Consider the following 24,084-nt stretch of genomic DNA (forward strand, 5'->3'; position numbering starts at 1 on the left):
TTGCGAGTATATCAGTTTTAAATTTATTTACTGTTAGAATAAGCTCGATAGCAGCGAAAGTTCGGCCACCCTTTATGACGACCAAAAAAATAAATTCTATCACCCTGCTCGATCCGTCGCACACACGTCACGCCTGCGCCGCCAGCCGCGCGACCACGGAGTCAGTTGCATGACGGCCACCACGATCACCACCCTCGAAAAAACACCAGACAGCCAGCACCTGCGGCTTTACAGCCTGTTCCGCCTGGGCGCCTCAGGCATGCTGTTCGGCAGCCAGCTCTGGCCCTACTTTAGAAACGCCCCCTCAGAGCCTTCACTCTCATTCTGGTTACTGTTGATTTTCTTTTTGTACGCGATTGCCGTCAGCGTCAGCTTTGAATCACTGCAATGCAAGCGCGGCCTGCCATTAAAAATCCAGACCAGCCTGGATATTGTTTTTTTAGTGCTGATGATGCACTTTTTGCCAGGCAACCAGAGTGGCATCGGACTACTGCTGATTGTGAACATTATTTTTGCCGGCCTGATCAGTGATGGCCGTTTTGCCCTGTTTTATGCCGCCATTGCCACCATCGGCATCTTGCTCGAAAACACCTTCCAGATCATCCATCGCAACCTGCCACTCAATGATTTCAGCAATGCGGTGGTCCTTTCCCTAAGCTGCTTCGCCACCGCCTGGCTGGCGCAAACATTGACTGCGCGCATGCAACGCAGCGAAAACCTCGCAACGCAGCGCGGCCAGGATATTGAATACCTGGCCAAAACCAATGCGCTGATTACACAAGAGATGCCGAACGGCGTATTAGTGATTGACCAGCACCAACAGCTCAAGCACTACAACCAGCAAGCGTGCAAACTGTTAGGGCTGGAAGAGATGACGCTGCAAGCCGCCATACAGCTGCAAACCCCGCTCGCGGAGCTGATGCCTGCCGTGATGCAATTACTGCAATCCTCCCCCGCCAGCAAGCTCGCCGCGACAGACGCGACCAAACTCGGCATCAATAACCGCGACCTGGGTATACGCTTTCACCCCATTTCAGAAAGCATTGATAATGGTGTGGTGATTTTTATCGAAGACTGGTCACAAATCCAGACACAGGCACATCAGGTGAAACTGGCGGCATTAGGCAGGCTGACCGCCAATATCGCGCACGAAATCCGCAATCCACTCAGCGCAATCAGCCACGCGACACAATTGATGCAGGAAGACTCGCAGCAACCAGGCACGCAGCGTATGCTGCAAATCATTTCTGACAACGTGCAACGGCTGGATCAAATTATCAAGGACGTGCTGGAACTCAACCGCCGTGACCGCACCAATCAGGAGCAGCTCAACATCAACCACTTTGTGCAAGAGTTCTACCAGCAATTCTGCGCCGTGGAAAAGATAGCCCTCAGCAACTTTACACTGGATCTACCAGCCAAAGAGAGCGCGATCGTGTTTGACCGCAGGCATATCAACCAGATTTTGTGGAATTTATGTAAAAATGGCTGGCGGCATAGCCAGCAGCATGCCCAAAGTTTGCAACTCAAGGTAGTGAGCGATAAAAGCGGTCAATTCATTCACGTGCACGTGAAAGATGACGGCAGCGGCCTCGACCCCAAAATACAGCCGCATTTGTTTGAACCATTCATGACCACAGAAAAAACCGGCACCGGCTTGGGCTTATTTATCGCCCGCGAACTGGCCGAAGCCAATGGCGCAAAATTAAATTACACCAGTAGTGCCAATGGCACGCAATTTTCACTGACAGTTAAAAAGGCAATCGTTTAAATGGCAAACTCTTATCGCTGCCTGGTCGTCGATGACGAGACCGATATCCGCGAACTCGTGGTACTGACCCTGGAACGCATGGGCATACAGGCAGAAAGTGCCAGCTCGGTGACGGACGCAAAACACATGCTGAACTCATTCAGCTATGACCTTTGCCTGACAGATATGCGGCTGCCAGATGGCCTCGGGCTGGAGCTGGTGCAATATATCAATGCACAATTTCCTGGCCTGCCAGTCGCAGTAATTACCGCTTACGGCAGTGCAGAAAATGCGGTTTCTGCCTTAAAAGCGGGCGCCTATGATTACATCACCAAGCCGATTTCGCTTAAACAATTACGCCCACTGGTAGAGTCTGCGCTCAAGCTGTCTTCACAAAAAGAATCGCAAGGCGCTAATACGGTAGACCTGATTGGCGCGTCACCCGCCATGGCTTACGTGCGCACCATGATCGCCAAACTGGCGCGTAGCCAGGCACCCGTTTATATCAGCGGCGAATCCGGCAGCGGGAAAGAACTGGCTGCCAGGCTGATTCACCTCAACAGCTCGCGTAAGGATCAATCCTTTATCGCCGTGAACTGCGGCGCCATTCCCGAGAACCTGATGGAAAGCGAATTCTTTGGTTATAAAAAAGGATCGTTTACCGGGGCCATCCAGGATACGCTAGGCTTGTTCCAGGCGGCCAACGGCGGCACGCTATTCCTCGACGAAGTCGCAGATTTACCGCTGGCCATGCAAGTAAAACTGCTGCGTGCAATCCAGGAGAAAAAAGTACGCGTAGTCGGTAGTACCAGTGAAGAAGCGGTGGATGTGCGCATTATTTCCGCCACACACAAAAACCTGAATGCCATGATGGAAAAAGGCGAATTCCGTCAGGACTTATATTACCGCCTGAACGTCATTCAACTCAAAATGCCGTCCTTGCGCGAGCGGCCGGAAGATATCCCCGAGCTAACTGAACGCTTGCTGGGCAAATTGTGCTTGATGCAGGGTATCGGCATCCCCGGCATTGCAGACGAAGCCAAAGTCTACATTCAGCAATTACCTTTTCATGGCAATGTGCGTGAACTTGAAAATATGCTGGAACGTGCGCTGGCATTATGTGACGGCGTCACCATTACGGTTGAAGACCTGTCACTGGATGAGATGCCCGCCAGCCTCAGCGACAAGCCTGTGCTACCCTGGAATGCCCCCATCCTGGAAGAACCCAGCCAGCCAATCCCGGCCATTCTCGCCGCCACCCCACCTCGCGAAAATCAGCCAGCGGTGCAGGCAACCCCGGGCAGTAGCACCATGTTGCCTATGGATATCAGCTTGTCTGATTACCTGGAAGATATTGAAAAACGCACTATTTTGCAGGCGCTGGAAAAAACCAATAACAACAAAACAGCAGCGGCTAAACTATTAGGCATCAGCTTCCGTACCCTGCGCTATCGCTTGTCCAAACTCGGGCTATCCAAAGAACAGGATGCCGACCTGGACGATGCCGAAGGCGACGAGGAATAAATAGCCAATAAAAAAGGGCGACTGCATAGTCGCCCTTTTTAACATCTGTTTGATTAACTCAACACGATCGCCAGATAGGCCAGGTAGAACAAGCCATTCACCAGCAAATGCCACACCAGCAAGCCGCCTTTGGCAATTCGGTAACGTACCCAGATTGCCGCCAGCAAAGTGATCAGGATGCCCAAGGCCACTTCCTGCCTTGGTGCCCAGTCAGTCAACATAATACCGATGGCCGGTAACAACGTGCCCTGAAACACCATGGCGCCGGTGATATTGCCAAATGCCAGGGTATCTTTACCCTTGCGTATCCACAAAATGCTATTCACTTTCTCCGGTAACTCGGTCGCAATCGGGATAATCAGCAAAGACAGCAGCAAAGCTGACACGCCTAAAATCGCCGCCGCCGTTTCGACCTCGTTGATAAAGCCTTTGGCACCTGCGATCAACAGGCCCAGACCAATCAGCAATTGCAGCACGATCGTCACCATATTGGTCGGCAAACCAAGCCTGGATAACATCATGACGTCTTCAGCCTCAGTCGCATGCCCCTCTTCTACCAGGCCTTTGGACGCTTTAATCGTCATCAGCACATACACAAAGTAGGTCAAAATCATCAGGATGCTGATGCCGTAACGCACCAATGCTTCAGTGTGCGGAATAAACATGGCGATGGTGGCGAAAATAAAGGCCAGAATAAAGAAGTTGAGGTCCCGAATCAGGCCAGTACGCTCAGGACGGATATGCCCATGCGCGCCACGACGCTTCAACACCGAGAACGCCATTAAGCTGATAGACAGCGTCGCCAGCATCAAAGGTGCGCCCAAAATGGCGCCGACACCGATATCGTGGCCGGCATGACTGTCGCCGGTCGATGAGGTGTAGGAGAAAATGGCCAGCAACGGCACCAGCGTTTCCGGCAATGCCGTGCCCACTGCAGCAAAAATAGAGCCGGTCACCCCTTCGGAAATACCTAGCCGCTCACCCAAATGTTCCAGGGCATTGGTAAAGACTTCAGCCGCCACCAAAATCAGCAGCAACATTAGCAATAATTGTAGAAAAACCATGACTATTCCTGTCTGGCGGTAATCGATCTCGCATGCGGCCACCGCCTGCCCCGCATGTGCATGACAAACGTGTGCATGCGGGCGGAATCATAACGCAATTCGCCCAAATTCACCTACAATGTTCGCATGTCCCAAACACCTGCCTCTGCTATTCACATTGACTCCGCTGGCCTCGCCAGCCCGGTGCAATATATATTGTCGCCCAACCAGGATGAACGGCCACAGCCTGCCGAAGTGGATATGATCGTCATCCACAATATCAGCCTGCCGCCCGACCAGTATGGCGGCCCGGGCATTATGCAATTGTTCACCAACCAGTTAGACCCGCAGGAACACCCTTATTATGCCGAGATTGCGCACCTCAAGGTCTCGTCACACTTTCTCATACGCCGCACAGGTGAGTTATTACAATTTGTGAGCTGTAACCAGCGCGCCTGGCATGCCGGACTCTCAAAATGGCAGGGCCGCGAACGCTGTAATGACTTTTCAGTCGGCATAGAACTCGAAGGCAGTGACATTGAGGTGTTTGAAGATGTGCAATACATCACCTTGCAAGCACTGATCAATGCCTTGCGACAACGCTATGCCATCAGGCACATTGTCGGGCATTCAGATATTGCGCCGGGACGCAAAACCGACCCCGGCCCATTCTTTGATTGGCAACGAATCACATGATCAACAGACGCCAACCAGGCAGCGTCCGATGCGTGATGCTGGCTTTGACGGCTTGCCAGGAGTGACTGAACCGTCAGAGTGCAAAAAAGATTAAGCTTTAGCAGCGCTTGCTTCGGAGATAGGCGGCGTACTCTCCAAACTCACTGCCATCACTCCCACTAACACCAAAGCGGTGCCCATACCCTGTATCCACGACACCGTTTCGCCAAGAAATAAATACGCCAGCACAATCGTCGCGACTGGCCCAACCGCACTAATCAGTGCTGCCTTGCGGCTACCCAACTGATGAATCCCTAGGTTCATCAACACCGCAGGCAATACCGTCGCAATCAATGCCATCAGTAAAGCCAGCACATAAACCGCTTGTGGCTGCCCGATCATGGCCGTGAATGAACCACTGGCCCCAAAGTGGCAGCCGCTGGCTAACGCCGCAAGGGTCATGGTGAGCGCCGTAAACCGGCTAGCACCCAGCTTGGGAATCAATTGGCCACTCCCCAACAGGTAACCTGCATAGACAATCGCACTCAGTAACACCAGCCAGGCGCCATACAGCGTCTGCTGCGAGCCCAGACCTGCAAGCTCCACATCATGCAACACCACTAACACCACGCCTGCATAACTGGTCACCATAGCAAACCACTCACGACGCGTAATCGTGTGTTTGAGGAATACCGCGCTCATCGCTACCACAAGTGCGGGGTAAATAAACAGAATCACCCTTTCCAGCCCGGCCGAGACATAACGCAACCCTTCAAAATTCAGCCACATCGAGCCATAACCACCGACGGTGGCTAACACCAGCAGAGACAGCCAGTCTTTGACGCTCATGGTCAGTGGTGTATCTTGTTGCATCGCCCACCAGCCCAACCCGATAAAAAACGGCATAGCAAACGCCATACGCAACGCAATCAAGGTCTCCGTATCAATGTGATAGACGTAAGCCAGCTTGACCATGATCGCTTTCGACGAAATGGCCACGGACGATATCAGTACCAGCATGGCACCGTAATACGGATGGGTAGAATCTTTCATATGAGCCCTGAATCAATGGGGCTCACCGGGAAGGGTATGACAAGATCAACCGCGGAGAGCCCGCGGTTGCAAAAGAATTACGACAAGCAGCAACCGCAGCACGATGTGGCGACTAGCCACAATGCCTTTCGGTTCATCACCACAACAGTAGATTGGAGGAATTGCTTGTTCATAAGTTTATGGAATTTACGTGGGTTTGGGAGAATGGTCAAGGGAACTGTTTAATTTATATGTGTGTTCAATACTTTTCTTTTCGCCTCTAGGCGAGTCACTTTCTGATGTTTGCCCCTCAGAAAGTAACCAAAGAAGAGGGCACCCAGCCATCACGGCCTGACGGCTGCCTTGCGTTGCTCAACAAAATAAGCGGTCACGAAACTCGCCCTGACAAGCCACACAGAACGTGGCTTGTTGCGGAGCTCAGACAGTCGCTCCCTCAACTCTTATTTTGTTTCCGCTACTCAGCGTGATGGGATGGGATTTGTCTCGTCAAACGACCATTAGTGAAAATTTAACGGAAGCATAATTCTTCAGCTTTGCCGATAATCACCAAGAATGGTGGCGCTCACGTGGTGTTCGGGGACCCCATCTGCCGCGCCGAGCAACGCAGGGTTGGCGGGAGCTTTCGGCCATCGGCTGTCCGAGCTCCGCAACAAGCCACGTTCTGTGTGGCTTGTCAGGGCGAGTTTCGATGGACGCCCGGCAAGCCGAGTAGCACAGGATAAAAGCGGAAGCTGGGGTGCATTTCTTTTGGTTACTTGTTCTTTGTGCAAGCAAAGAAAAGTAACTCGCCGAGAGGGCGAAAAGCAGCTTATCAATCCACCCGCCAAAGAATTACTTTCCCAGCCTAATCCAGCAATCAATTAAACGATCAAATTCTTTTGTAAAGTGATCAACTGCATATTCTCCACCTTCGCCTGCCACATCTCCGGCAGATAAGGAAAAGGCTTTAATTCCCCCGTCGCCTGGTACCCAAGCCGCTGGTAAAACGCAATCAGCGCCTGCCTCACACTGACCACCGCCATTTGACTGGCAAGCGCGCCCCAGCGCTCAACCGACAATTGCTCGGCCGCCAGAATTATCTTTTTACCATAGCCTCGATTCTGTGCCGTTGGCTCTACCGCAATCATGCCCAGATGTGCGACTTGTTCATCCGCATGCCATTCTGCACACAGCGTGACCATCAGCGTTTCGGCGACCCAGCCAGTCAGGATCACGGCATCATGACGATTTAACAATGCCAGTACATCGCCGGTCGTCGTGCGTTTGCCATCCAGCAGATCCGCCTCCGTGGTCCAGCCTGCCCGGCTGCTTTCGCCGCGATAAGCACGATTGACCAGTGCCGAAATTGCATCGGCATCCTGCACCTGGGCAGGTCTTATGATTAATTCAGTCATTGAGGTTTATTGCACTAATTTTTCGATTCGATGTTGTACCACCAGGCTACCTATCATGTCGCCTTCCACATTCACCGCAGTACGTACAGTATCCAGCAAGCGGTCTATCGGTAATAAAATGGCAATGGCCTCAGCGGGCAAACCCACGCTTTGCAATACCATAACCATGGTGACCATACCCGCACTCGGGATACCCGGTGCGCCCATGGCGGCGATCATGGTGGTAAAGCACACCACCAGTTGCTGCCCGAGTGACAAGTCAATACCAGCCAGTTGTGCAACAAACAAAGCAGCCGCGGCTTCGTACAATGCGGTCCCATCCATATTCACGGTGGCGCCCAGCGGCACCACAAAGCCTGCAATTTCAGGCTTCACCTGCATATTTTCTGTCGCGCAACGCATGGTCACCGGCATGGTGGCATTACTCGAACTGGTGGCAAATGCCGTGAGCAGGGACTCACGCGCCCGCTGTAAAAACCACCACGGACGTTTGCCGGTAAGCAGGAATAACAATAGTGGCAGCACGACCAGACCATGGAATAAGGTGGTCCCTGTCACCACCAGCATGAATTTGGTCAAGCTGGCAAACAGGCTCACATCCTGCGTGGCGACCAGTTTGAATAGCAACGCGGCAATGCCAAAAGGTGCCAGGCGCATAATCCAGTTGATCATCTGCATCGCCACCGCCATGCCTTCTTCAAACACAGCCAGCAAGTGTGGGTAACGCTCGGCAGATACTACCAGCGCAATCCCCAGCAACAAGGCAAAAGCCACAATGGCCAGGATATTACCCTCAGCCAGCGCTTTGAACGGGTTAATAAAGATGCCGTGCAGAAATTGCGTGAAAAACTCAGGCAAGGTGAGTTGCTTGGTTTCAAACTGCTGCAGGGCATCGGCAAACATATTGAGGTGCAAACCTGCTCCAGGCTGGAAAAGATGGCTGGCACCCAAGCCGATAACGACTGCAATGATGGTAGTCGTAGCAAAAAACAATAGTGTGGTTTTCCAGACAATATCAATTTGACTATGCTGGCGGAGATTGGCAATGCCGGTGACGATGGCACAAAATACCAGCGGGATCATCACCATTTTGAGCAGGTCGATAAACAGAGTACCAATCAGATTGGCGGCGTATAAAGCGCTATCGACTTGTTTGCCATGTGCAAAAAGGCCAAGTGTCACCGCGGCGGTGGCGGCGAAAAAGATTTGTCCATTGAGTCCAATGCTTTTCATTTACACGACATCCTTAAAAATAATTACATTGTGCAAAACCACCAACACGTATAAAGTTTACATACGTTAATATTCATGTCGGGAGATGAAATACCTTGCTGACAATCCTAAATCCAGAAAGCTTAATCACGCTCATGGCTAATATAGAAATAAGGATAATGATGCTAATAAAAAACTACGCGATCACTTTTGCCGGATTAATTTTTCTTGCATCTTGCGCCAGTACGGGTAGTGATATTAAAGCAACTTCAGAAGTAAAACGCGGCCCCTTGGGCAATATCAATCAACTCATGATTGTTCGGCCTGAACAAAATCGCAAAGACATTTTGAATCATCAAGCCTACGCAGTCGCAGTAGAACTGCAACAGCAGTTGAATCACGCAGGCATTCCAGTCAGTGAATATACGGTCAAAGGATATGAAATAAATAACTTATCCAAATTGATGGAAGCATCTCAACGGCATAAACCTAGCCATATTCTCTCCATTACGTTGGAATCAGGTAAAGTCGCTGCTGCAAAGTATTTACAAAACTACACCGTAGATATCTGGATACGCCCTGCCACTGAATCAAGCGCTGTATGGCATTACCGCGCCGAGGTGTATGCACCGACAAGCTCCAATCAAGAGGTTGCTGCACATGTGATCAAACAAATGCAAGCAGACCACCTGATCGAGTAAAAAGGCTGCCCAGAGGCAGCTAATAGCTAAGCCGCTTTTTCAAACACCGCTGCAAAGAAACCATCTGTGCCATGCAGATGCGGCAGTAACTTCAAATATTCACCGGTATCGAGCACGATATTCTGCTGCGCCAGCACTTCATTGGCAGGCACCAATTTAAACTCTGGATGCGCTTGTAAAAACGCTTCGGCAATGGCTTCGTTTTCGTCACGCAACAAACTGCATGTGGCATATACCACACGGCCACCTGCTTTACACAGTTTGGCGGCACGGGCGAGGATATTGGTTTGTTTGACGTTTAACTCGGCAACATCTTCTTCCGCCTGACGCCACTTCAGGTCAGGGTTACGGCGCAAGGTACCCAGGCCACTACATGGCGCATCGACCAACACGCGGTCAAACTTGCCATTGAGGCGTTTGAGTTTCAAGTCGTTTTCGTTGTTGATGAGTTGCGCTTGCAGATTAGACAAGCCGCTGCGTTTCAAGCGTTGACCCAGGTTATTCAGGCGTTTTTCAGACACATCAAACGCATATAAACGGCCGGTGTTTTTCATGAGTGCGCCCAGTGCCAGGGTTTTACCGCCAGCACCTGCACATAAATCGGCCACCATTTGCCCGCGTTTAGGCGCGACCAGGTAGCTCAACAACTGACTGCCTTCGTCCTGCACTTCAATTTTGCCTTCGGTGAACAGGATGTGTTTGCCGATATTGAGACGTGCGCCCATGCGGATGCCCACAGGTGAATAAGGGGTTGGGGCGATGACGTTATCTTTCACTGTGTTTTCTGCCAGCATGCGCGCCAGCACTTCTTCACGGTTGGACTTGATGGTATTCACGCGTAAATCGAGGCTCGCTTGCTCAAACATGCTGCGGCAAATGGTCATCGCCTCAGCCTCGCCATATTGCTCGACCAGCTTGTTCCAGAACCAGTCGCGTACATCGGCCAGCACAGCTGGCGCAAAGCCTTCACTGTTTTTGCTTTTAATGGCCACTGCCCATTCTTTTTGGCGCTCATCCAGCATCTCATCTAAGTCACGAATGCTTTTGCCTTCAATCTTGAGCCACCAGGCAATAATCAGTTTACGCGTATCTTCCTGCTCGTCTGTCTCACTGACAGAGACTTCGCGCAGGTAACGATAACGGCGCAAGACACCATAAGCGGTTTCAGCCACCCATGCACGGTCTTTGGTACCTAACTCACGATGTTGGCGAAAAAATTCGCTGAGCTTGGCATCGGCCGGACTTTCGAACTTCAGTATGTCGTTTAACAACATCGCCGTCTGGCGCATCAGGGATTGGTTCATCAGAATCTTTCAAATACTTACATTATTCGGTGATCAACCGCGTGGCGACTTGCTCAATCACCATGCCGTTTTTCTCCAGCTTTTTAATTTTGACCGGCACATAGCGATAATCGCTGGCCAGCCATAGTTCTACTTTTTCGTCGGTATCGCCACGTGTGTGCACAATGTGCACCGTCTGAATGGTCTGGTCAGCAATCACCAGGCTATCTTCGCCTTCAAACGTATATTCATATTCACCAACGCGCCGGCCATTGGTCAGCGTCACATGCATTTCTTGCAACGGCGGCACAAACATAAACTGGTACATAAAACTGAGGATATCTTGCGTATTGACGCGCAAATCCCGGCGCTGCTCACCCTTGGCTGTTTTCAGGGTAATCACATTGGTTTCCCAGTCAAACACAGCTTCATAAGTTTTACTGGCGCGGCTGCCAAAGGCATAGCGATACAATTGCGGCTTCAAACCGCCTGGGCCCACTTCGCCTGAGCTTTGCTGCTCTAGCGAGGGATAGAGCAATTTTAACAGACCGCGCCCTTCCACCAGCCAACGCAAACGATAAGTGGCCGATGTATCGCGAACATACTCAATTTCTGCGCTGCCCGCGGGCCGCTCTTCGCCGTTCACAAACACCACAAAGTCAGTCCTCACATGCTGGTAAGGCGGTGGCTGTGCATCATCCGGCACAGCCTCAGGGTGATCCATTTCATGCCAGGCATTGATTTCTGCCAACCTGGTTTGCGTCTCTTCCTCACTGATGGCTGGCGGCTCAGCATCAGCCGATGGCGCCTGCGATGTATCTGTCACCGTACTCGATTCAGTTGCTGGCGGTGGTGTAACGACTGGCACCTGCGCAGGCGGCGGTGCAGCTTGCTTTTTGGGTGAGTTGAGCGGCGAAACGGGTTTTGCCAACGCAGTAGAGACAGGCGGTGCAGGAGGCGGTAATAATCGTGCCTGCAATACAGAAGGCGCACGCACTTCATTGTCAAACCAGTTGCGCCAATTCACTTCGCTAAACGCAAACACATGCAGTAATAACGACAGGCAAAGCGCCAGCGCCAGTGGCCATGAAACATGCTGTTGAATCCAGTGTCGCAGAGCTGATGCTTGCATCACGCGCTTTCTCTCGCTGCAGAACCTGTTACTGACCGGTGATACTGGTGATCACCTGTTCCATGCGTTTACCATCATCCTGAATCACCAGCTTCACTGGCAAATAACCTTTATCCTTGGCCAGATACAGGGTTTTCTCACCATCCGCATCTGTCAGTTTAATCACATTAAATGTCCCCGCCTCAGTCTGCAATGGCGTGGTTTCCTCAGTCACCACAAACGTATGTGGTGCCAGTTTTTTACCGTTGGCAACGGCAAAACTCACCTGCTTGTCCTTAGGCGGTTGCCACATCCAGCAATACATCACACTTAATAAATCCTGCGTGCCCTTGGATAACTTATCTGTCGCCTGCTCATCTTTAATCTGCATCTTAAGCACTTTTTTTGCCCAGTCAAAATCACTGATCAGTGCTTTATCCGGGTGCTTGGACTGACGAGACTCAAAACGATTGGGGCGCAAGGCATTGGCAACCACTTGGCCCTGGCTGGAGAGTGTGCGCTCACCCATGAGCTTATAGATTCCTTTACCCTCAGCCAGCGATGCGATTTGATAACGGTTGCCGGTTACACTCAACTGGTCTTTGACCGTGCCGATGGTGATGCCCTGTTGCAGCAAGTCATATTTGAGCGTCAACTGCTTGGGTGCCGCTGACAACACAGGCGATAGCAACAGCAGCATCGTGGCTAACAGGCTGGCCGCGATGCGCTTGTGATTGCTGAAAAGCAGCATTACACCATCACGCATTACACGACCACGGTCGGTGCTTCACCTGCTTGTTGCGCACGAATCTGGCCAATGCGGTACACCGTCTCGCCCGCGCCAGCCAGCACAGCTTGCGCCTGCTCTGCATGCTCAGCCGCCACAATCACTGCCATGCCGATACCACAGTTAAATGTGCGGTACATTTCAATCGGCTCAATATTGCCTTGTGCCTGTAACCACTGGAACAACGGTGGCAAGGTCCAGCTGGATTTTTGTACTTCCGCCGTCAAGCCTTCAGGCAATACGCGTGGAATATTTTCGGTAATTCCGCCACCAGTGATATGCGCCATGCCTTTTACTGGCAGGGTGTCCAGCAACTTGAGAATAGACTTCACATACAACTTGGTGGGTGCCATGACCACGTCTTTAAAGCGACGTCCATGAAAATCGGATTCCATATCGATACCGGATTTTTCAATCAGTTTGCGGATCAGCGAATAGCCATTGGAGTGCGCACCACTGGAAGCCAGGCCTAACACCACGTCACCGGCTTTGATGGTAGAACCATCGATGATATTAGCTTTGTCCACGCAACCAACAGCAAAGCCCGCCAGGTCATATTCACCGGCAGGATACATGCCCGGCATTTCGGCCGTTTCACCGCCCACCAGCGCACAACCTGACTCTTCACAGCCGAGGGCAATCCCTTTAATCACCGCGGCAGCGGTGCCAACTTCGAGTTTGCCACAGGCAAAATAATCGAGGAAAAACAGCGGCTCAGCGCCTTGCACCAGGATATCGTTCACACTCATGGCCACCAGGTCGATACCAACAGTATCATGCTTGTCCAGTTGGAAAGCCAGTTTCAGCTTGGTGCCCACACCATCGGTGCCGGACACCAGTACTGGCTCCTTGAATTTTTTAGGCATGGCAAACAGCGAGCCAAAGCCGCCAATGCCGCCCATCACTTCCGGGCGCATGGTGCGCTTGGCAAACGGCTTGATTTGCTCGACCAAGGCATCACCAGCCTCCATATCGACACCAGCATCACGGTAGGTGAGTGAAGTTTTATCAGAAGAAGTCGTCAAGATACTCTCGTTTCTTTCAATGCGATTAATCAGGTGAACCACTGTAAGCAGCGCAGATGTTTACAACAAAGCGCGATACAGCGTTGAAATTCAGTATAATTTTAAAATAATCATTATTTTAACGCATCTTGCCGCTTCGACCTATGCCGGATTGTGCGGATGCGTCACACACGCCCATGTCAGACCAGGATCATCAGAAATCTGTCGCCACCCAATTTGTCAGCGATCATCGCTGGTGGCTTGTGACGGCGGTCTTCATCTACCTGTTTTACCTGCTGGAACCTATCCTGACCCCATTTCTGGCGGCGGCGGTGATTGCCTATATGCTGGATCCGCTGGTAGACCGCCTGAGTGAAACCGGCATTAAGGGTTGGCAAATTGGCCGCACACTGGCAACGCTGCTGGTGATGCTGGGCGTCATCCTGGTCGTTACCGGCCTGCTGCTCATTATCATCCCCTTGCTACAACAGCAATCCATGCTGATCGCTCAACGCCTGCCGCTGCTGCTTGATCACTTTCACCAGCAAGTCGAGCCCTGGCTGCTGCAACGATTCGGCATCCACCTCGACATGAATCACGCCAACGTGCAAAAGCTGATCACCGAGCACTGGCAAACCGCGGGCAGCATGATAGGCACCTTTCTGCTCAACGCTGGCCAGAAAAGCCTGAGCCTGATTGGTATCTTTGCCAATATCTGTTTGTTACCGGTAGTGCTGTTTTATTTCTTGCGCGACTGGGATGACATGGTGGCCGAGATCGGCGAATTGATTCCGCGCGACTGGGTCGGCAGGGCCAAAAGCATGTCGGTTGAAATCGATCGTGTCGTTGCCGAATTCTTGCGCGGCCAATTGTCGGTCATGCTGTCATTATGTGTGTTTTACAGTGTCAGCTTATGGCTGGCTGGCCTGGATATGGCACTTTCTATCGGCATGATTGCCGGTTTGCTGAGTTTTGTACCCTACCTGGGGTTTGCGCTGGCATTTGTCCTCGCGGTGGTGCTGGCCTTATTGCAGTTTGCCTCGTTGCCAGAAGTCGTGCCAGTGTTACTGGTGTTTGGTGTCGGCCAGTTGGTAGAAAGCTTTATCCTCACCCCGATTCTGGTCGGTGACCGCATCGGCCTGCATCCGGTCATTGTCATTCTGGCGTTGATGGCAGGCGGCCAGTTATTTGGCTTTGCGGGCGTATTGCTGGCCTTACCTGTCAGCGCCGCCATTGCTGTGGGGGTGCGCCACACCAAACAAAGTTATTTGCGTAGCGAAGCTTATTTGAGCAGCCAACCGCAAATTATTCAAACCCTGGACGAGTGATTCCAGACACCTGAAACGACCGCTGTGAAACAACTGTTGCTCAATATTCAACCACCGGCTGCGCCGAGTTTTGATAACTATATCGTTGGCCAAAACCAGGAGGCGCTTGCCAGTGTGCATGCCGTCCTGGCTGGCCAGGCCACCACCCGCTTTATTTACCTGTGGGGAGAATCCGGCAGTGGTAAAAGCCATTTACTGCTCGCCGCGCAAGACATGGGCGCGCACATTGCAGACGATGTGCACACACTGGATGAAGAATCACAAATCGTGCTGTTTGATACCTACAACCAGATCAAGGCCGAAGGCGGTGTATTAGTCACTGCAGGCAACCATGCGCCTACACAAATGGGCTTGCGTGACGACCTGGCCACGCGGTTGGCCTGGGGACTGGTCTACCAGTTACATCCGCTCAGTGACGATGAAAAAGCTGATGCCCTGCGCGCGCATGCCCGCGATCGCGGCATGAAACTGCCAGACGAAGTGATTGCTTACTGCTTGCGCTATCTGCGCCGGGACTTGCCAACCTTGATGGCGGTGCTGGAGGCGTTGGATGAATGGTCACTGACGGCTAAAAAAGCGGTCACCGTGCAGTCACTGAAAAAGATGCTGCAAGACGTGTTCTAAGTGCCTTTATTCTGACCCAAAACTGTAGCGGTTTTTGCCGTTTTTCTTCGAGTCATACATGGCCTTATCCGCCACATGCAGCAGCTGTTTCACATGCTTGCCATGGTGCGGATACTCGGCGATACCGATACTGACACCGATCTCCAACGGGATACCGCGTACTACCACCGGCTGCGCAAACAATCTGATCAGGCGCTCGGCTAACTGCGTCAATTCGTGGCGATATAAATAACTGCCAACCACCAGCACAAACTCGTCCCCGCCTTGGCGCGCCAGAAAGTCAGATTGCCTGAGTACTTTTTTAAACATATCAGCCACTTCTATCAGCAACGCATCGCCTACGCCGTGGCCATATTTATCATTCACCAGCTTAAAGCCGTCAAGATCCATAAAAAGCACCGCAAACTGCTTGGAGGTATGCCTGGCCAATTGATACGTATTGGCCAGATGCACATCGACACTGCGACGATTAGGCAAGCCGGTCAGCAAGTCGTGATCCGCCTGATGGCTGGCTTGTTTGGCGACGGCCTGATTTTCCAGCACTTGTTCCAGCAAATGCGTCGTACTGCGATAAGAGAATAGCAATACGCCAATAATCAGCACCCCCAGTAGAATCGCACCCACCACAGAGGCAAACATGCGCTTGCGGATTTCCTGCTCAAAGCTTTCCCTCATTCGCTGCAACTTGCCATCAATCGCGTCCAGCTGATCATCAATCAGCTTCATCACCTCACGCCCCTTGTCCTTGCTCAGCGACAAATGTGGCGAAAACTCGCCTGCATGCAATTGCACCTGGATACTCTGGTCCATGACATCAAATTTCTGATGCACCAGCTGTTTGACTCTTTCCAGCTCCGGGCGTATCTCAGTCACATCGAGCGATTGCTTATCCAGCTTTGCCATGACTTGCCTGGTCTCGATACGGCCCTGCTCCAAGGTATCCAGAAACAAGGTATGGCCTGTGAGCAAGTAGCCGCGCTGCCCGCTTTCAGCATTAGTAATGGCTTTGCCCAGCGCCACAATGTCATAGCGCTGCCGGTCGACCAGGTCTTTTTGTTCTGAATAATAGACAAGCTGATACATGGCAATAAACAGCCACACCATTGAAACGCACAAAAGTGCAGTAGCAATGATTAACGGGATAATTATTCGTCGCTTGTAATTAAACATACGATGTTTATATCGTCATTTTTTTGCGCAGATTAAATCGAAGCCGAATAAAATCTATGATACGACTAGTCTGATTATAATAAAATAGAGTTTTGATAGATAACCACTATCCACGAGACCTTTATGTTACGCATTACCGAAATCAAACTGCCGCTGGTACAAGCTGAAACCCTCAAACATCAGGATGACCAGATTAAGGCGGCGATCCTCAAACGACTGGAAATTCCTGAAAGTGAATTAATCAGTTTTGAGATTTTTAAACGCGGTGTAGATGCGCGAAAATCGCATGCGATCTTGTATGTGTATAACATTGATGCCGAAGTCAAAAACGAGGCGAAAATTTTAGCCAAGTTTAAAAAAGACCCACATATCAAACCTGCGCCGGATACCACTTATCAATTCGTCACGACCGCGCCCGAAAAGGCTGTAGAAAACACGCATAGACCGGTAGTGGTTGGCTTTGGTCCCGCCGGCATTTTTGCTGCGCTGATTCTCGCCCAGGCGGGATTCAAACCGATTGTGCTAGAACGTGGCAAGGAAGTCCGCCAACGTACCAAAGACACCTGGGGATTATGGCGTAAACGCGAATTGAACCCAGAATCCAACGTGCAGTTTGGTGAAGGCGGCGCCGGTACATTCTCTGACGGCAAACTCTACAGCCAGATTAAAGACACCAAACATTACGGCCGCAAAGTGCTGCAGGAATTTGTTAAAGCTGGCGCGCCAGAAGAAATTCTCTACATCAGCCATCCACACATCGGTACCTTCAAGCTGGTAAGCATGGTGGAAGAAATGCGTAGCACTATCATCAGCCTGGGCGGAGAAATCCGCTTTAGCCAGCGCGTGACCGATATTGATGTCAAAGACCAACAGGTACAGGGTGTCACCGTACATACCGGTGAATACCTGCCAACCAACCACCTGGTACTGGCCGTGGGCCACAGCGCCCGTGACACTTTTGAAATGGTGCATGAAAAAGGCATTTATATCGAAGCCAAGCCGTTCTCGATTGGCTTCCGTATCGAACATCCGCAAAGCCTGATTGACCGTGCGCGCTACGGCAAAAGTTATAGCGACGATATTCTGCAAAAGCTGGGCGCCGCGGACTACAAACTGGTACACCATGCCAAAAATGGCCGTAGCGTGTATAGTTTTTGCATGTGTCCAGGTGGCACCGTCGTCGCGGCCACTTCTGAACCTAATCGCGTCGTGACTAACGGCATGAGTCAATACAGCCGTAACGAGCGCAATGCGAATGCAGGCATTGTGGTCGGCATCACGCCTGAAGTCGATTACCCCGATCATCCATTAGCCGGCATTGAATTACAGCGTCAACTGGAAAGTCAGGCGTTTGTGCTGGGTGGCAGCAACTATTCCGCACCCGGGCAATTGATTGGTGATTTCCTGGCGAATAAGCCGTCTACCGCATTTGGTGAAGTGACACCGTCTTACACGCCTGGCGTACATCTCACCAACCTTGAGTCTGCGCTACCCACTTTCGCAATTGAAGCCATTCGCGAGGCGATTCCAGCCTTTGCCAAACAGATTCCAAACTTCGATCTGAAAGATGGCATTCTGACGGGCGTGGAAACACGTACGTCCAGTCCTATCCGTATCAAGCGAGATGATGAAAGTCTGCAAAGTATCAATACCAAAGGTTTGTTCCCATGTGGTGAAGGCGCGGGCTATGCCGGTGGTATTTTGTCCGCCGCGGTGGATGGTATCAAAGTCGCCGAAGCGGTTTCATTGTCTTTAGTTTCCTGATCCGTTTTCCAAGTCACCCAAAATAAAAAAACCTGCCGAAGCAGGTTTTTTATTGCGACTACACTTACTGGCGAATCAGGTAATCAAACGCACCCAGCGCTGCATTAGACCCTTCACCCATGGCAATCACAATTTGCTTGTAAGGGATCGTAGTCACATCCCCCGCCGCAAACACGCCTGGCAATGAAGTGGCATTATGGTTGTTAATTTCAATTTCACCATATTTGCTCAGGTTCACGCTGCCTTTTAACCAGTCACTATTCGGCACCAGGCCAATCTGGATAAACACGCCTTCCAGTGCGACATGCTTGCTCTCGCCGCTGACGCGATCCAGGTAAGTCAAGCCGTTGACACGTGTACCATCACCGGTGATTTCAGTGGTTTGCGCGCTGGTTAAAATAGTCACGTTTTGCAGTGAACGCAACTTGCGTTGCAGCACGGCATCGGCTTTAAGCTCGGTGTCAAATTGCAGCAAGGTGACATGCCCGACCACACCGGCCAGGTCAATCGCTGCCTCAACACCAGAGTTACCGCCACCGACTACCGCCACGTGCTTGCCTTTAAACAAAGGGCCATCACAATGCGGGCAATACGCCACACCCTTGTTTTTGTATTCCACTTCACCAGGCACGTTGAGGTTTTTCCAACGTGCACCCGTGGCCAGAATCACAGACTTGCTACGCAGGGTCGCGCCACTTTCCAGCTTCACTTCAATCAGGCCAGCATGTTTGTTGTCCTTTTGTGGCTCACTCAGACCAACCGCACGTTGCAAGGGCATGATATCCACGTCATAGGTTTTCACGTGCTCTTCAAGTGCTGCCACCAGTTTTGGCCCTTCGGTTTCTTTCACAGAAATAAAGTTTTCAATCGCCAGTGTGTCATTAACCTGACCACCAAAACGGTCAGCGACGATGCCGGTACGTATGCCTTTACGGGCGGCATAAATCGCAGCTGAAGCACCCGCCGGGCCACCGCCAACCACCAGTACATCAAACGGTTCTCTGGCGCTGATTTTCTCAGCTTCTTTTGCGACTGCACCAGTATCGACTTTGGCCAGAAACTCTTCCACCAGCATACGGCCAGAGGCAAACATCTCGCCATTCAAGAAGGTGGCAGGCACCGCCATCACGTTGCGTGCATTGACTTCGTCCTGATACAAGCCGCCATCAATCACCGTCACATTAATGCGCGGGTTAAATACCGTCATCAAAGTGGTTGCCTGCACCACGTCCGGGCAGTTATGGCAAGACAAGCTCATATAGACTTCAAAGTTCAAATCGCTGTCGAGCGCCTTGATCTGGTCGAGCACATCCTGCTCCACTTTGGGCGGATGGCCGCCAGTCCATAACAGAGCCAGCACCAGTGAAGTGAACTCATGGCCTAATGGAATCGCCGCAAAACGCACGCCACGGGTCTCGCCCTCTTTAGCAATCACGAAAGAAGGTTTACGAGCATCATCTCCAGTTTCGTCCAGGCTGACTTTGTCTGACAACGCAGCAATTTCTTGCAACAACTCGCGCATTTTTACAGCATTGTCGCTGTTGTCCAGGGATGCGATCAGACGGATTGGCTGACGCAGCATGCCCAGGTAGGTTTGCAGTTGTGTCTTTAAGGTATCGTCTAACATTTTTTACTCTCCAAATTCACGCACTTATCTAAACCTTGCGGCAACAACAAGCCGTGGCCATATCGTATGGCGATCAAAAGTCGTTGGGGGGAAGCTCGCTCAGGTAAAACCACCGCCATATTAAAAGACAACCGGGTGACTTTACCTGAGCGCCCTGCTTGCGCAGGGCTTTGCTCAAGTCATCTCAAAGAGATTTAGATCTTACCTACCAAGTCCAAAGATGGTGTCAATGTTGCAGCACCGTCATTCCATTTGGCTGGGCAAACCTGGCCTGGGTGAGCAGCCGTGTATTGCGCTGCTTTCAACTTACGCAAGGTTTCTTTTACATCACGGGCGATTTCGTTGCTATGTACTTCAGCTGTTTTGATCACGCCATCAGCGTTGATCACGAATGTACCGCGCAATGCCAGACCTTCTTCATCAATATGCACGTCAAATGCACGTGTCAATTGGTGTGTCGGGTCGCCAACCAATGGGAATTTTGCTTTGCCCACTGCTGGTGAAGTCTCGTGCCAAACCTTGTGGGAGAAATGCGTATCGGTGGTCACGATGTACACTTCAGCACCAGCCTTCTGGAATTCTGCGTAGTTGTCAGCTGCATCTTCAACTTCTGTCGGGCAGTTGAAAGTGAACGCTGCTGGCATAAAAATCAACACAGACCATTTGCCTTTCAAAGACTCTTCAGTCACTTCGATAAATTTACCGTTGTGGAATGCTTGCGCCTTGAATGGTTGTACTTGTGTGTTAATCAATGACATTTAGTTCTCCTTTATGATTTATTAAACAGGACTTAATTAAAATTTGCTGTGTTTCAACAGCGAATGGATGCATTTTAAGCAACCACATACCATATGTAAAATTGATTATTCTAATTTTATTGATAAATAATATTAATCAATAAAATTAATGATTAAAAATCAGGCCGACACCGTGACCTGACCATGGCCTTCATAACCCAGGTTATCTTGCCAGTTTACCGCAATCACATCGCCCACCTTGGCTTCTTGTATATAAAAGGTAAAGTAAGGGTTACGCGCAATGCCGGTACCGGTCTGCGCGTCAACAATCACTTGCCCATTGAGTACCACCTGCATGAGCTGCATAAAATGCGCAGGCAGCAACTGGCCATCATCGTTTTTACTGCGGCCAGTACGCATGGGATGCAAAATAATAATCTTTAGTTCAGTGACTGGCTTGCCTGGCGAACGCTCATCCATCAACCGTGCACGCATTTTCATGCTGCTGGCAAACGGCTCTTTACGTTCGCTACCGGCACAGCCATCTTCCAGCACAATCACCTGGCGTCGCTGTTGCTGAAACTGCCCATTTGCCTGCTGTGCCAATGCAATCACCTCTCCCGATTGCGCCAGTTTGATGCGAGTCACCAGCTTGGGCAACACCTGCTTCCCCAGTTCAAAACTGGCAATCAGCGGGGTCGGGTTAGCGTCCGCCAGCAAGCGCAAACTGCTCACGCTGCCTGCAGCCTGCTTGCTCGTCAATTCAACCTGCACCACCGCACCATTTTCGGCTTTTTGTGGTGCGTCAATCTGCAAATCAGCTGACACCGGCACGGCGCTCGCTTGCAGCGCCGCCATCACTTGCGCTGTCTGCTTGGCCTCAAAGGCTTGCGTAAACCAGGTAGCTGCCTCGAGTTTGCGTGCAACCAGCCAAAACGGCATGGTGGCTAAAGCCAACCCGGCTTTCAACCACACCCGTCTTTGCATACTGTTATCCATTTTTATCATCCCCCTGCTCCAGTTTGAGTTGCAGCCTCAGCATTTTCAATCGCGCCTCTACTCTGGATTGCAGATAAAAATCGCCATCTTTGGCTTTGCTGGCGATCTCAAACTGGTCAATCGCGCGCGGCAAATCATATTTACGCACATAGCTTTCGCCCAATGCCTGATGCCGTAACATCTGCTTGCCTTGTCCTTGATAAGCCGCTGCCAGCCAGTCATACAACTTGGGATCATCGGGAAAAGCATCCAGTTGCTTTTGAATAAAGGTCACCGCTGGCGCCCATTGATTACTGCGTATTAATGACTCGGCCTGCCCTTGTGCCAGGATTCTATGTTTGGGGTACTGCTGCAAGCCCTGCACAAATTGCGCCTGTGCCTGCGGCACCTGGCCTAGCTTGGCCAAAGTCAGCGCCTTTAAGGTCACCAGGTAAGGACTCACCATACCATGCTGCACCAGCCAGTCGACCTCCCCCTGCGCATTTTTGGCCTGATTGGCCCGCAGCCAGGCATAAGCCAGGCCATAATGCTCTGCCAGTTCGTTCTGATAACGACCTTCGCTAATATTATTCTGAAACTCTTCCACCATTTGTTGCGGGGCACCCTGGAAAGCGCGGATTTTCGCCCGCATCAGGAAAAAAGTCAGACTTTCGTTAATCTGCTTGTAAGGCAGGTTTTGCACACGGTTACCAATATCGGCAATACGCTCACTGGTCAAAGGGTGCGTACGCAAATAGCTAGGCATACTGCCGCCATCAGAAAAGCGTGTCGCACGCTGCATGGTGGTAAAAAAAGCAGGCATGGCGCGCACATCAAATCCGGCATCCTGCAAAATGGTCAAACCCACCCGGTCGGCCTCGCGTTCATGCTCACGCGTGTAATCCAATTGCTTTTGTATCCCTGCCGCAGAAGCAGCGGTCATGGCACCCATCCCCACCTGCGGATTCGAACGCGCGATCAATAAGGCCAACGCCGTCGCCGCGATATTTTTAAACATATCGTACTTTTGTGACGCCAGCATGCGCGCCAGGTGATGCTGGGTGACGTGACCGATCTCATGCCCCAGCACACTGGCCAACTCTGACTCACTGTTCGAAGCCATAAACAAACCGGTATGCACACCAATCACGCCACCAGGCATGGCAAACGCGTTAATGGTCTTGTCCTGCACCACAAAAAAGTAAAACTTCTGCTGGCGATCGGGGCTGCTCTCGCCCAATCGTGACCCTAATGCTTGCAGATAATCAGTGACTTCTGCGTCATCCAGCACATCCTCACTGGTCGCCACCTGCTTGAGAATCTGGTGCGCAATCTTTTCTTCATCACGCAATGACAATACGGTTTGCGAAGCATCGCCCAGCTCCGGCAATTGATTAGATGAATCTGACGGCAAACTCAAGTCCAGATCATCCGGCTCATACGGCTTACCCGAAAACACGCCTGTTGCATAATTAGCCAGTAAGGTCGCCCCCGGCATCAACAACAGGCCGCACAACAGCAAGCCACGCACCACGTGGCGGCCACCCTGTTGATAAGCATGTTTAATGTCTTTAAAAGCCATGAATCCCAGCGTTTGAAATTGCACCGCCCGATCACAGGCCTGTGCCAACTACCCAAACTTGTTATGATAACGACTTCATCGCTTGAGTTCATCCTTTTTCACACGCGTAAACCCATGACAAAATCAACCTCAGGACTCACCCATTTCAATGCCCAAGGCCATGCCCACATGGTGGATATCGGCGACAAAGCCCATACCAAACGCATCGCCATTGCCGAAGGCCACATCACCATGCAAGCCGCCACTTTGCAAACCATCCTGCAAGGCAACGCTAAAAAAGGCGACGTGCTCGGCATCGCCCGTATTGCAGCAATCCAGGCCAGCAAAAAAACCAGTGATTTAATTCCACTCTGCCACCCGCTCAGCCTAAGCCGGGTAGATGTCAATTTTGTGGCAGATGAAGCACAACACAGCATTAGCTGCCGCGTGCAATGTGAAACTACCGGGCAGACAGGGGTCGAAATGGAAGCATTGACTGCTGTGCAAGTGGGACTGCTAACGATTTATGATATGTGCAAGGCGATTGACAGAGGCATGACCATACAAGGGGTGAGAGTCCTGGAGAAGCATGGTGGGAAGAGTGGGGATTGGGTAGCCGTTTAAGTAACGAAAGCCTATCCAAGTAAATACAAAAGAATTAAGTTTTAAAGCGACACTGACCGTATCGAGGCATTTCTTTCGCCTCTCGGCGAGTCACTTTCTGATGCTTGCCCCTCAGAAAGTAACCAAAGAAGAGG

At 51.3% G+C, this 24,084-nt stretch carries 21 protein-coding genes; 8 read left to right on the forward strand and 13 right to left on the reverse strand.

Annotation, left to right across the window (positions count from 1 at the left end):
* The first annotated feature begins 169 nt into the window (after positions 1–169).
* Together MET42_RS0113730 and MET42_RS0113735 are read left to right on the forward strand one after the other, a co-directional pair.
* Positions 170–1,771, forward strand: a complete 1,602-nt coding sequence (locus MET42_RS0113730) for a nitrogen regulation protein NR(II) (protein WP_019883676.1) — start codon at positions 170–172, stop codon at positions 1,769–1,771.
* Positions 1,772–3,274 (forward strand): sigma-54 dependent transcriptional regulator, encoded by a 1,503-nt coding sequence (locus MET42_RS0113735; RefSeq protein ID WP_019883677.1) that lies wholly within the window; start codon positions 1,772–1,774, stop codon positions 3,272–3,274.
* Between the two features lie 53 nt (positions 3,275–3,327).
* On the opposite strand, the gene MET42_RS0113740 is transcribed toward MET42_RS0113735, so the two are convergent.
* Entirely contained in the window at positions 3,328–4,338 is a 1,011-nt protein-coding gene (locus MET42_RS0113740) for a sodium:calcium antiporter (RefSeq protein WP_029512458.1), read from the reverse strand.
* A 126-nt stretch (positions 4,339–4,464) separates the two neighbouring features.
* On the opposite strand from MET42_RS0113740, the gene ampD reads away from it, so the two are divergent.
* A complete protein-coding gene (gene ampD, locus MET42_RS0113745; protein ID WP_019883679.1) occupies positions 4,465–5,013 on the forward strand; it encodes a 1,6-anhydro-N-acetylmuramyl-L-alanine amidase AmpD in 549 nt (182 codons plus the stop codon).
* A 90-nt stretch (positions 5,014–5,103) separates the two neighbouring features.
* On the opposite strand, the gene MET42_RS0113750 is transcribed toward ampD, so the two are convergent.
* From MET42_RS0113750 to MET42_RS0113765, 3 genes are all read right to left on the reverse strand, one after another.
* Positions 5,104–6,045: a DMT family transporter gene (locus MET42_RS0113750; RefSeq protein ID WP_019883680.1), complete on the reverse strand. Its 942-nt coding sequence runs from the start codon at positions 6,043–6,045 to the stop codon at positions 5,104–5,106.
* 860 nt (positions 6,046–6,905) lie between these two features.
* Positions 6,906–7,439, reverse strand: a complete 534-nt coding sequence (locus MET42_RS0113760; protein ID WP_019883682.1) for a GNAT family N-acetyltransferase — start codon at positions 7,437–7,439, stop codon at positions 6,906–6,908.
* Between the two features lie 6 nt (positions 7,440–7,445).
* Entirely contained in the window at positions 7,446–8,672 is a 1,227-nt protein-coding gene (locus MET42_RS0113765) for a dicarboxylate/amino acid:cation symporter (protein WP_019883683.1), read from the reverse strand.
* 95 nt (positions 8,673–8,767) lie between these two features.
* On the opposite strand from MET42_RS0113765, the gene MET42_RS0113770 reads away from it, so the two are divergent.
* Positions 8,768–9,352, forward strand: a complete 585-nt coding sequence (locus tag MET42_RS0113770) for a hypothetical protein (protein WP_198289757.1) — start codon at positions 8,768–8,770, stop codon at positions 9,350–9,352.
* A 26-nt stretch (positions 9,353–9,378) separates the two neighbouring features.
* On the opposite strand, the gene MET42_RS0113775 is transcribed toward MET42_RS0113770, so the two are convergent.
* The 4 genes from MET42_RS0113775 to purM are packed head-to-tail and all read right to left on the reverse strand — an operon-like array spanning position 9,379 to position 13,558.
* Complete coding sequence (locus MET42_RS0113775; protein ID WP_019883685.1) at positions 9,379–10,656, reverse strand: RsmB/NOP family class I SAM-dependent RNA methyltransferase; 1,278 nt, start codon at positions 10,654–10,656, stop codon at positions 9,379–9,381.
* A gap of 22 nt (positions 10,657–10,678) precedes the next feature.
* A complete protein-coding gene (locus MET42_RS0113780) occupies positions 10,679–11,767 on the reverse strand; it encodes a DUF3108 domain-containing protein (protein WP_019883686.1) in 1,089 nt (362 codons plus the stop codon).
* Positions 11,768–11,795: 28 nt separating this feature from the next.
* Complete coding sequence (locus MET42_RS0113785; RefSeq protein WP_232411628.1) at positions 11,796–12,497, reverse strand: DUF3108 domain-containing protein; 702 nt, start codon at positions 12,495–12,497, stop codon at positions 11,796–11,798.
* 14 nt (positions 12,498–12,511) lie between these two features.
* Positions 12,512–13,558, reverse strand: coding sequence for a phosphoribosylformylglycinamidine cyclo-ligase (purM, locus tag MET42_RS0113790; protein ID WP_019883688.1), 1,047 nt, complete (start codon positions 13,556–13,558; stop codon positions 12,512–12,514).
* 176 nt (positions 13,559–13,734) lie between these two features.
* Here purM and MET42_RS0113795 point away from each other — a divergent pair, with 176 nt between their 5' ends.
* Together MET42_RS0113795 and MET42_RS0113800 are read left to right on the forward strand one after the other, a co-directional pair.
* Entirely contained in the window at positions 13,735–14,865 is a 1,131-nt protein-coding gene (locus tag MET42_RS0113795) for an AI-2E family transporter (RefSeq protein WP_019883690.1), read from the forward strand.
* Between the two features lie 24 nt (positions 14,866–14,889).
* Positions 14,890–15,489: a DnaA ATPase domain-containing protein gene (locus tag MET42_RS0113800; RefSeq protein WP_019883691.1), complete on the forward strand. Its 600-nt coding sequence runs from the start codon at positions 14,890–14,892 to the stop codon at positions 15,487–15,489.
* 6 nt (positions 15,490–15,495) lie between these two features.
* Here MET42_RS0113800 and MET42_RS0113805 read toward each other — a convergent pair whose 3' ends face one another.
* Positions 15,496–16,593, reverse strand: coding sequence for a diguanylate cyclase domain-containing protein (locus MET42_RS0113805; RefSeq protein ID WP_019883692.1), 1,098 nt, complete (start codon positions 16,591–16,593; stop codon positions 15,496–15,498).
* A gap of 189 nt (positions 16,594–16,782) precedes the next feature.
* On the opposite strand from MET42_RS0113805, the gene MET42_RS0113810 reads away from it, so the two are divergent.
* Positions 16,783–18,423 (forward strand): NAD(P)/FAD-dependent oxidoreductase, encoded by a 1,641-nt coding sequence (locus MET42_RS0113810; RefSeq protein ID WP_019883693.1) that lies wholly within the window; start codon positions 16,783–16,785, stop codon positions 18,421–18,423.
* A 64-nt stretch (positions 18,424–18,487) separates the two neighbouring features.
* On the opposite strand, the gene ahpF is transcribed toward MET42_RS0113810, so the two are convergent.
* From ahpF to MET42_RS0113830, 4 genes are all read right to left on the reverse strand, one after another.
* Complete coding sequence (gene ahpF, locus MET42_RS0113815) at positions 18,488–20,050, reverse strand: alkyl hydroperoxide reductase subunit F (protein ID WP_019883694.1); 1,563 nt, start codon at positions 20,048–20,050, stop codon at positions 18,488–18,490.
* 194 nt (positions 20,051–20,244) lie between these two features.
* On the reverse strand, positions 20,245–20,808 hold the full coding sequence (ahpC, locus tag MET42_RS0113820; RefSeq protein ID WP_019883695.1) for an alkyl hydroperoxide reductase subunit C: 564 nt from the start codon (positions 20,806–20,808) through the stop codon (positions 20,245–20,247).
* A 159-nt stretch (positions 20,809–20,967) separates the two neighbouring features.
* Positions 20,968–21,774, reverse strand: a complete 807-nt coding sequence (gene soxZ, locus MET42_RS0113825; protein ID WP_232411630.1) for a thiosulfate oxidation carrier complex protein SoxZ — start codon at positions 21,772–21,774, stop codon at positions 20,968–20,970.
* 4 nt (positions 21,775–21,778) lie between these two features.
* On the reverse strand, positions 21,779–23,347 hold the full coding sequence (locus MET42_RS0113830; RefSeq protein WP_232411632.1) for a M48 family metalloprotease: 1,569 nt from the start codon (positions 23,345–23,347) through the stop codon (positions 21,779–21,781).
* 114 nt (positions 23,348–23,461) lie between these two features.
* Here MET42_RS0113830 and moaC point away from each other — a divergent pair, with 114 nt between their 5' ends.
* Positions 23,462–23,950 carry a cyclic pyranopterin monophosphate synthase MoaC gene (moaC, locus tag MET42_RS0113835; protein WP_019883700.1) on the forward strand — a complete coding sequence of 163 codons (489 nt, stop codon included), beginning with the start codon at positions 23,462–23,464 and terminating at the stop codon, positions 23,948–23,950.
* Positions 23,951–24,084: the final 134 nt, after the last annotated feature.

The organism is Methylophilus sp. 42, assembly GCF_000384155.1.
In the GTDB taxonomy this organism is placed as follows: Bacteria; Pseudomonadota; Gammaproteobacteria; order Burkholderiales; family Methylophilaceae; genus Methylophilus.

Coding starts and splice junctions, on each gene's coding strand:
- MET42_RS0113730 (WP_019883676.1), top strand. CDS start 170: ATGACGGCCACCACGATCACCACCCTCGAAAAAACACCAGACAGCCAG.
- MET42_RS0113735 (WP_019883677.1), top strand. CDS start 1,772: ATGGCAAACTCTTATCGCTGCCTGGTCGTCGATGACGAGACCGATATC.
- MET42_RS0113740 (WP_029512458.1), bottom strand. CDS start 4,338: ATGGTTTTTCTACAATTATTGCTAATGTTGCTGCTGATTTTGGTGGCG.
- ampD (WP_019883679.1), top strand. CDS start 4,465: ATGTCCCAAACACCTGCCTCTGCTATTCACATTGACTCCGCTGGCCTC.
- MET42_RS0113750 (WP_019883680.1), bottom strand. CDS start 6,045: ATGAAAGATTCTACCCATCCGTATTACGGTGCCATGCTGGTACTGATA.
- MET42_RS0113760 (WP_019883682.1), bottom strand. CDS start 7,439: ATGACTGAATTAATCATAAGACCTGCCCAGGTGCAGGATGCCGATGCA.
- MET42_RS0113765 (WP_019883683.1), bottom strand. CDS start 8,672: ATGAAAAGCATTGGACTCAATGGACAAATCTTTTTCGCCGCCACCGCC.
- MET42_RS0113775 (WP_019883685.1), bottom strand. CDS start 10,656: ATGAACCAATCCCTGATGCGCCAGACGGCGATGTTGTTAAACGACATA.
- MET42_RS0113780 (WP_019883686.1), bottom strand. CDS start 11,767: ATGCAAGCATCAGCTCTGCGACACTGGATTCAACAGCATGTTTCATGG.
- MET42_RS0113785 (WP_232411628.1), bottom strand. CDS start 12,497: ATGCTGCTTTTCAGCAATCACAAGCGCATCGCGGCCAGCCTGTTAGCC.
- MET42_RS0113795 (WP_019883690.1), top strand. CDS start 13,735: ATGTCAGACCAGGATCATCAGAAATCTGTCGCCACCCAATTTGTCAGC.
- MET42_RS0113805 (WP_019883692.1), bottom strand. CDS start 16,593: ATGGTGTGGCTGTTTATTGCCATGTATCAGCTTGTCTATTATTCAGAA.
- MET42_RS0113810 (WP_019883693.1), top strand. CDS start 16,783: ATGTTACGCATTACCGAAATCAAACTGCCGCTGGTACAAGCTGAAACC.
- ahpF (WP_019883694.1), bottom strand. CDS start 20,050: ATGTTAGACGATACCTTAAAGACACAACTGCAAACCTACCTGGGCATG.
- ahpC (WP_019883695.1), bottom strand. CDS start 20,808: ATGTCATTGATTAACACACAAGTACAACCATTCAAGGCGCAAGCATTC.
- soxZ (WP_232411630.1), bottom strand. CDS start 21,774: ATGCAAAGACGGGTGTGGTTGAAAGCCGGGTTGGCTTTAGCCACCATG.
- MET42_RS0113830 (WP_232411632.1), bottom strand. CDS start 23,347: ATGGCTTTTAAAGACATTAAACATGCTTATCAACAGGGTGGCCGCCAC.
- moaC (WP_019883700.1), top strand. CDS start 23,462: ATGACAAAATCAACCTCAGGACTCACCCATTTCAATGCCCAAGGCCAT.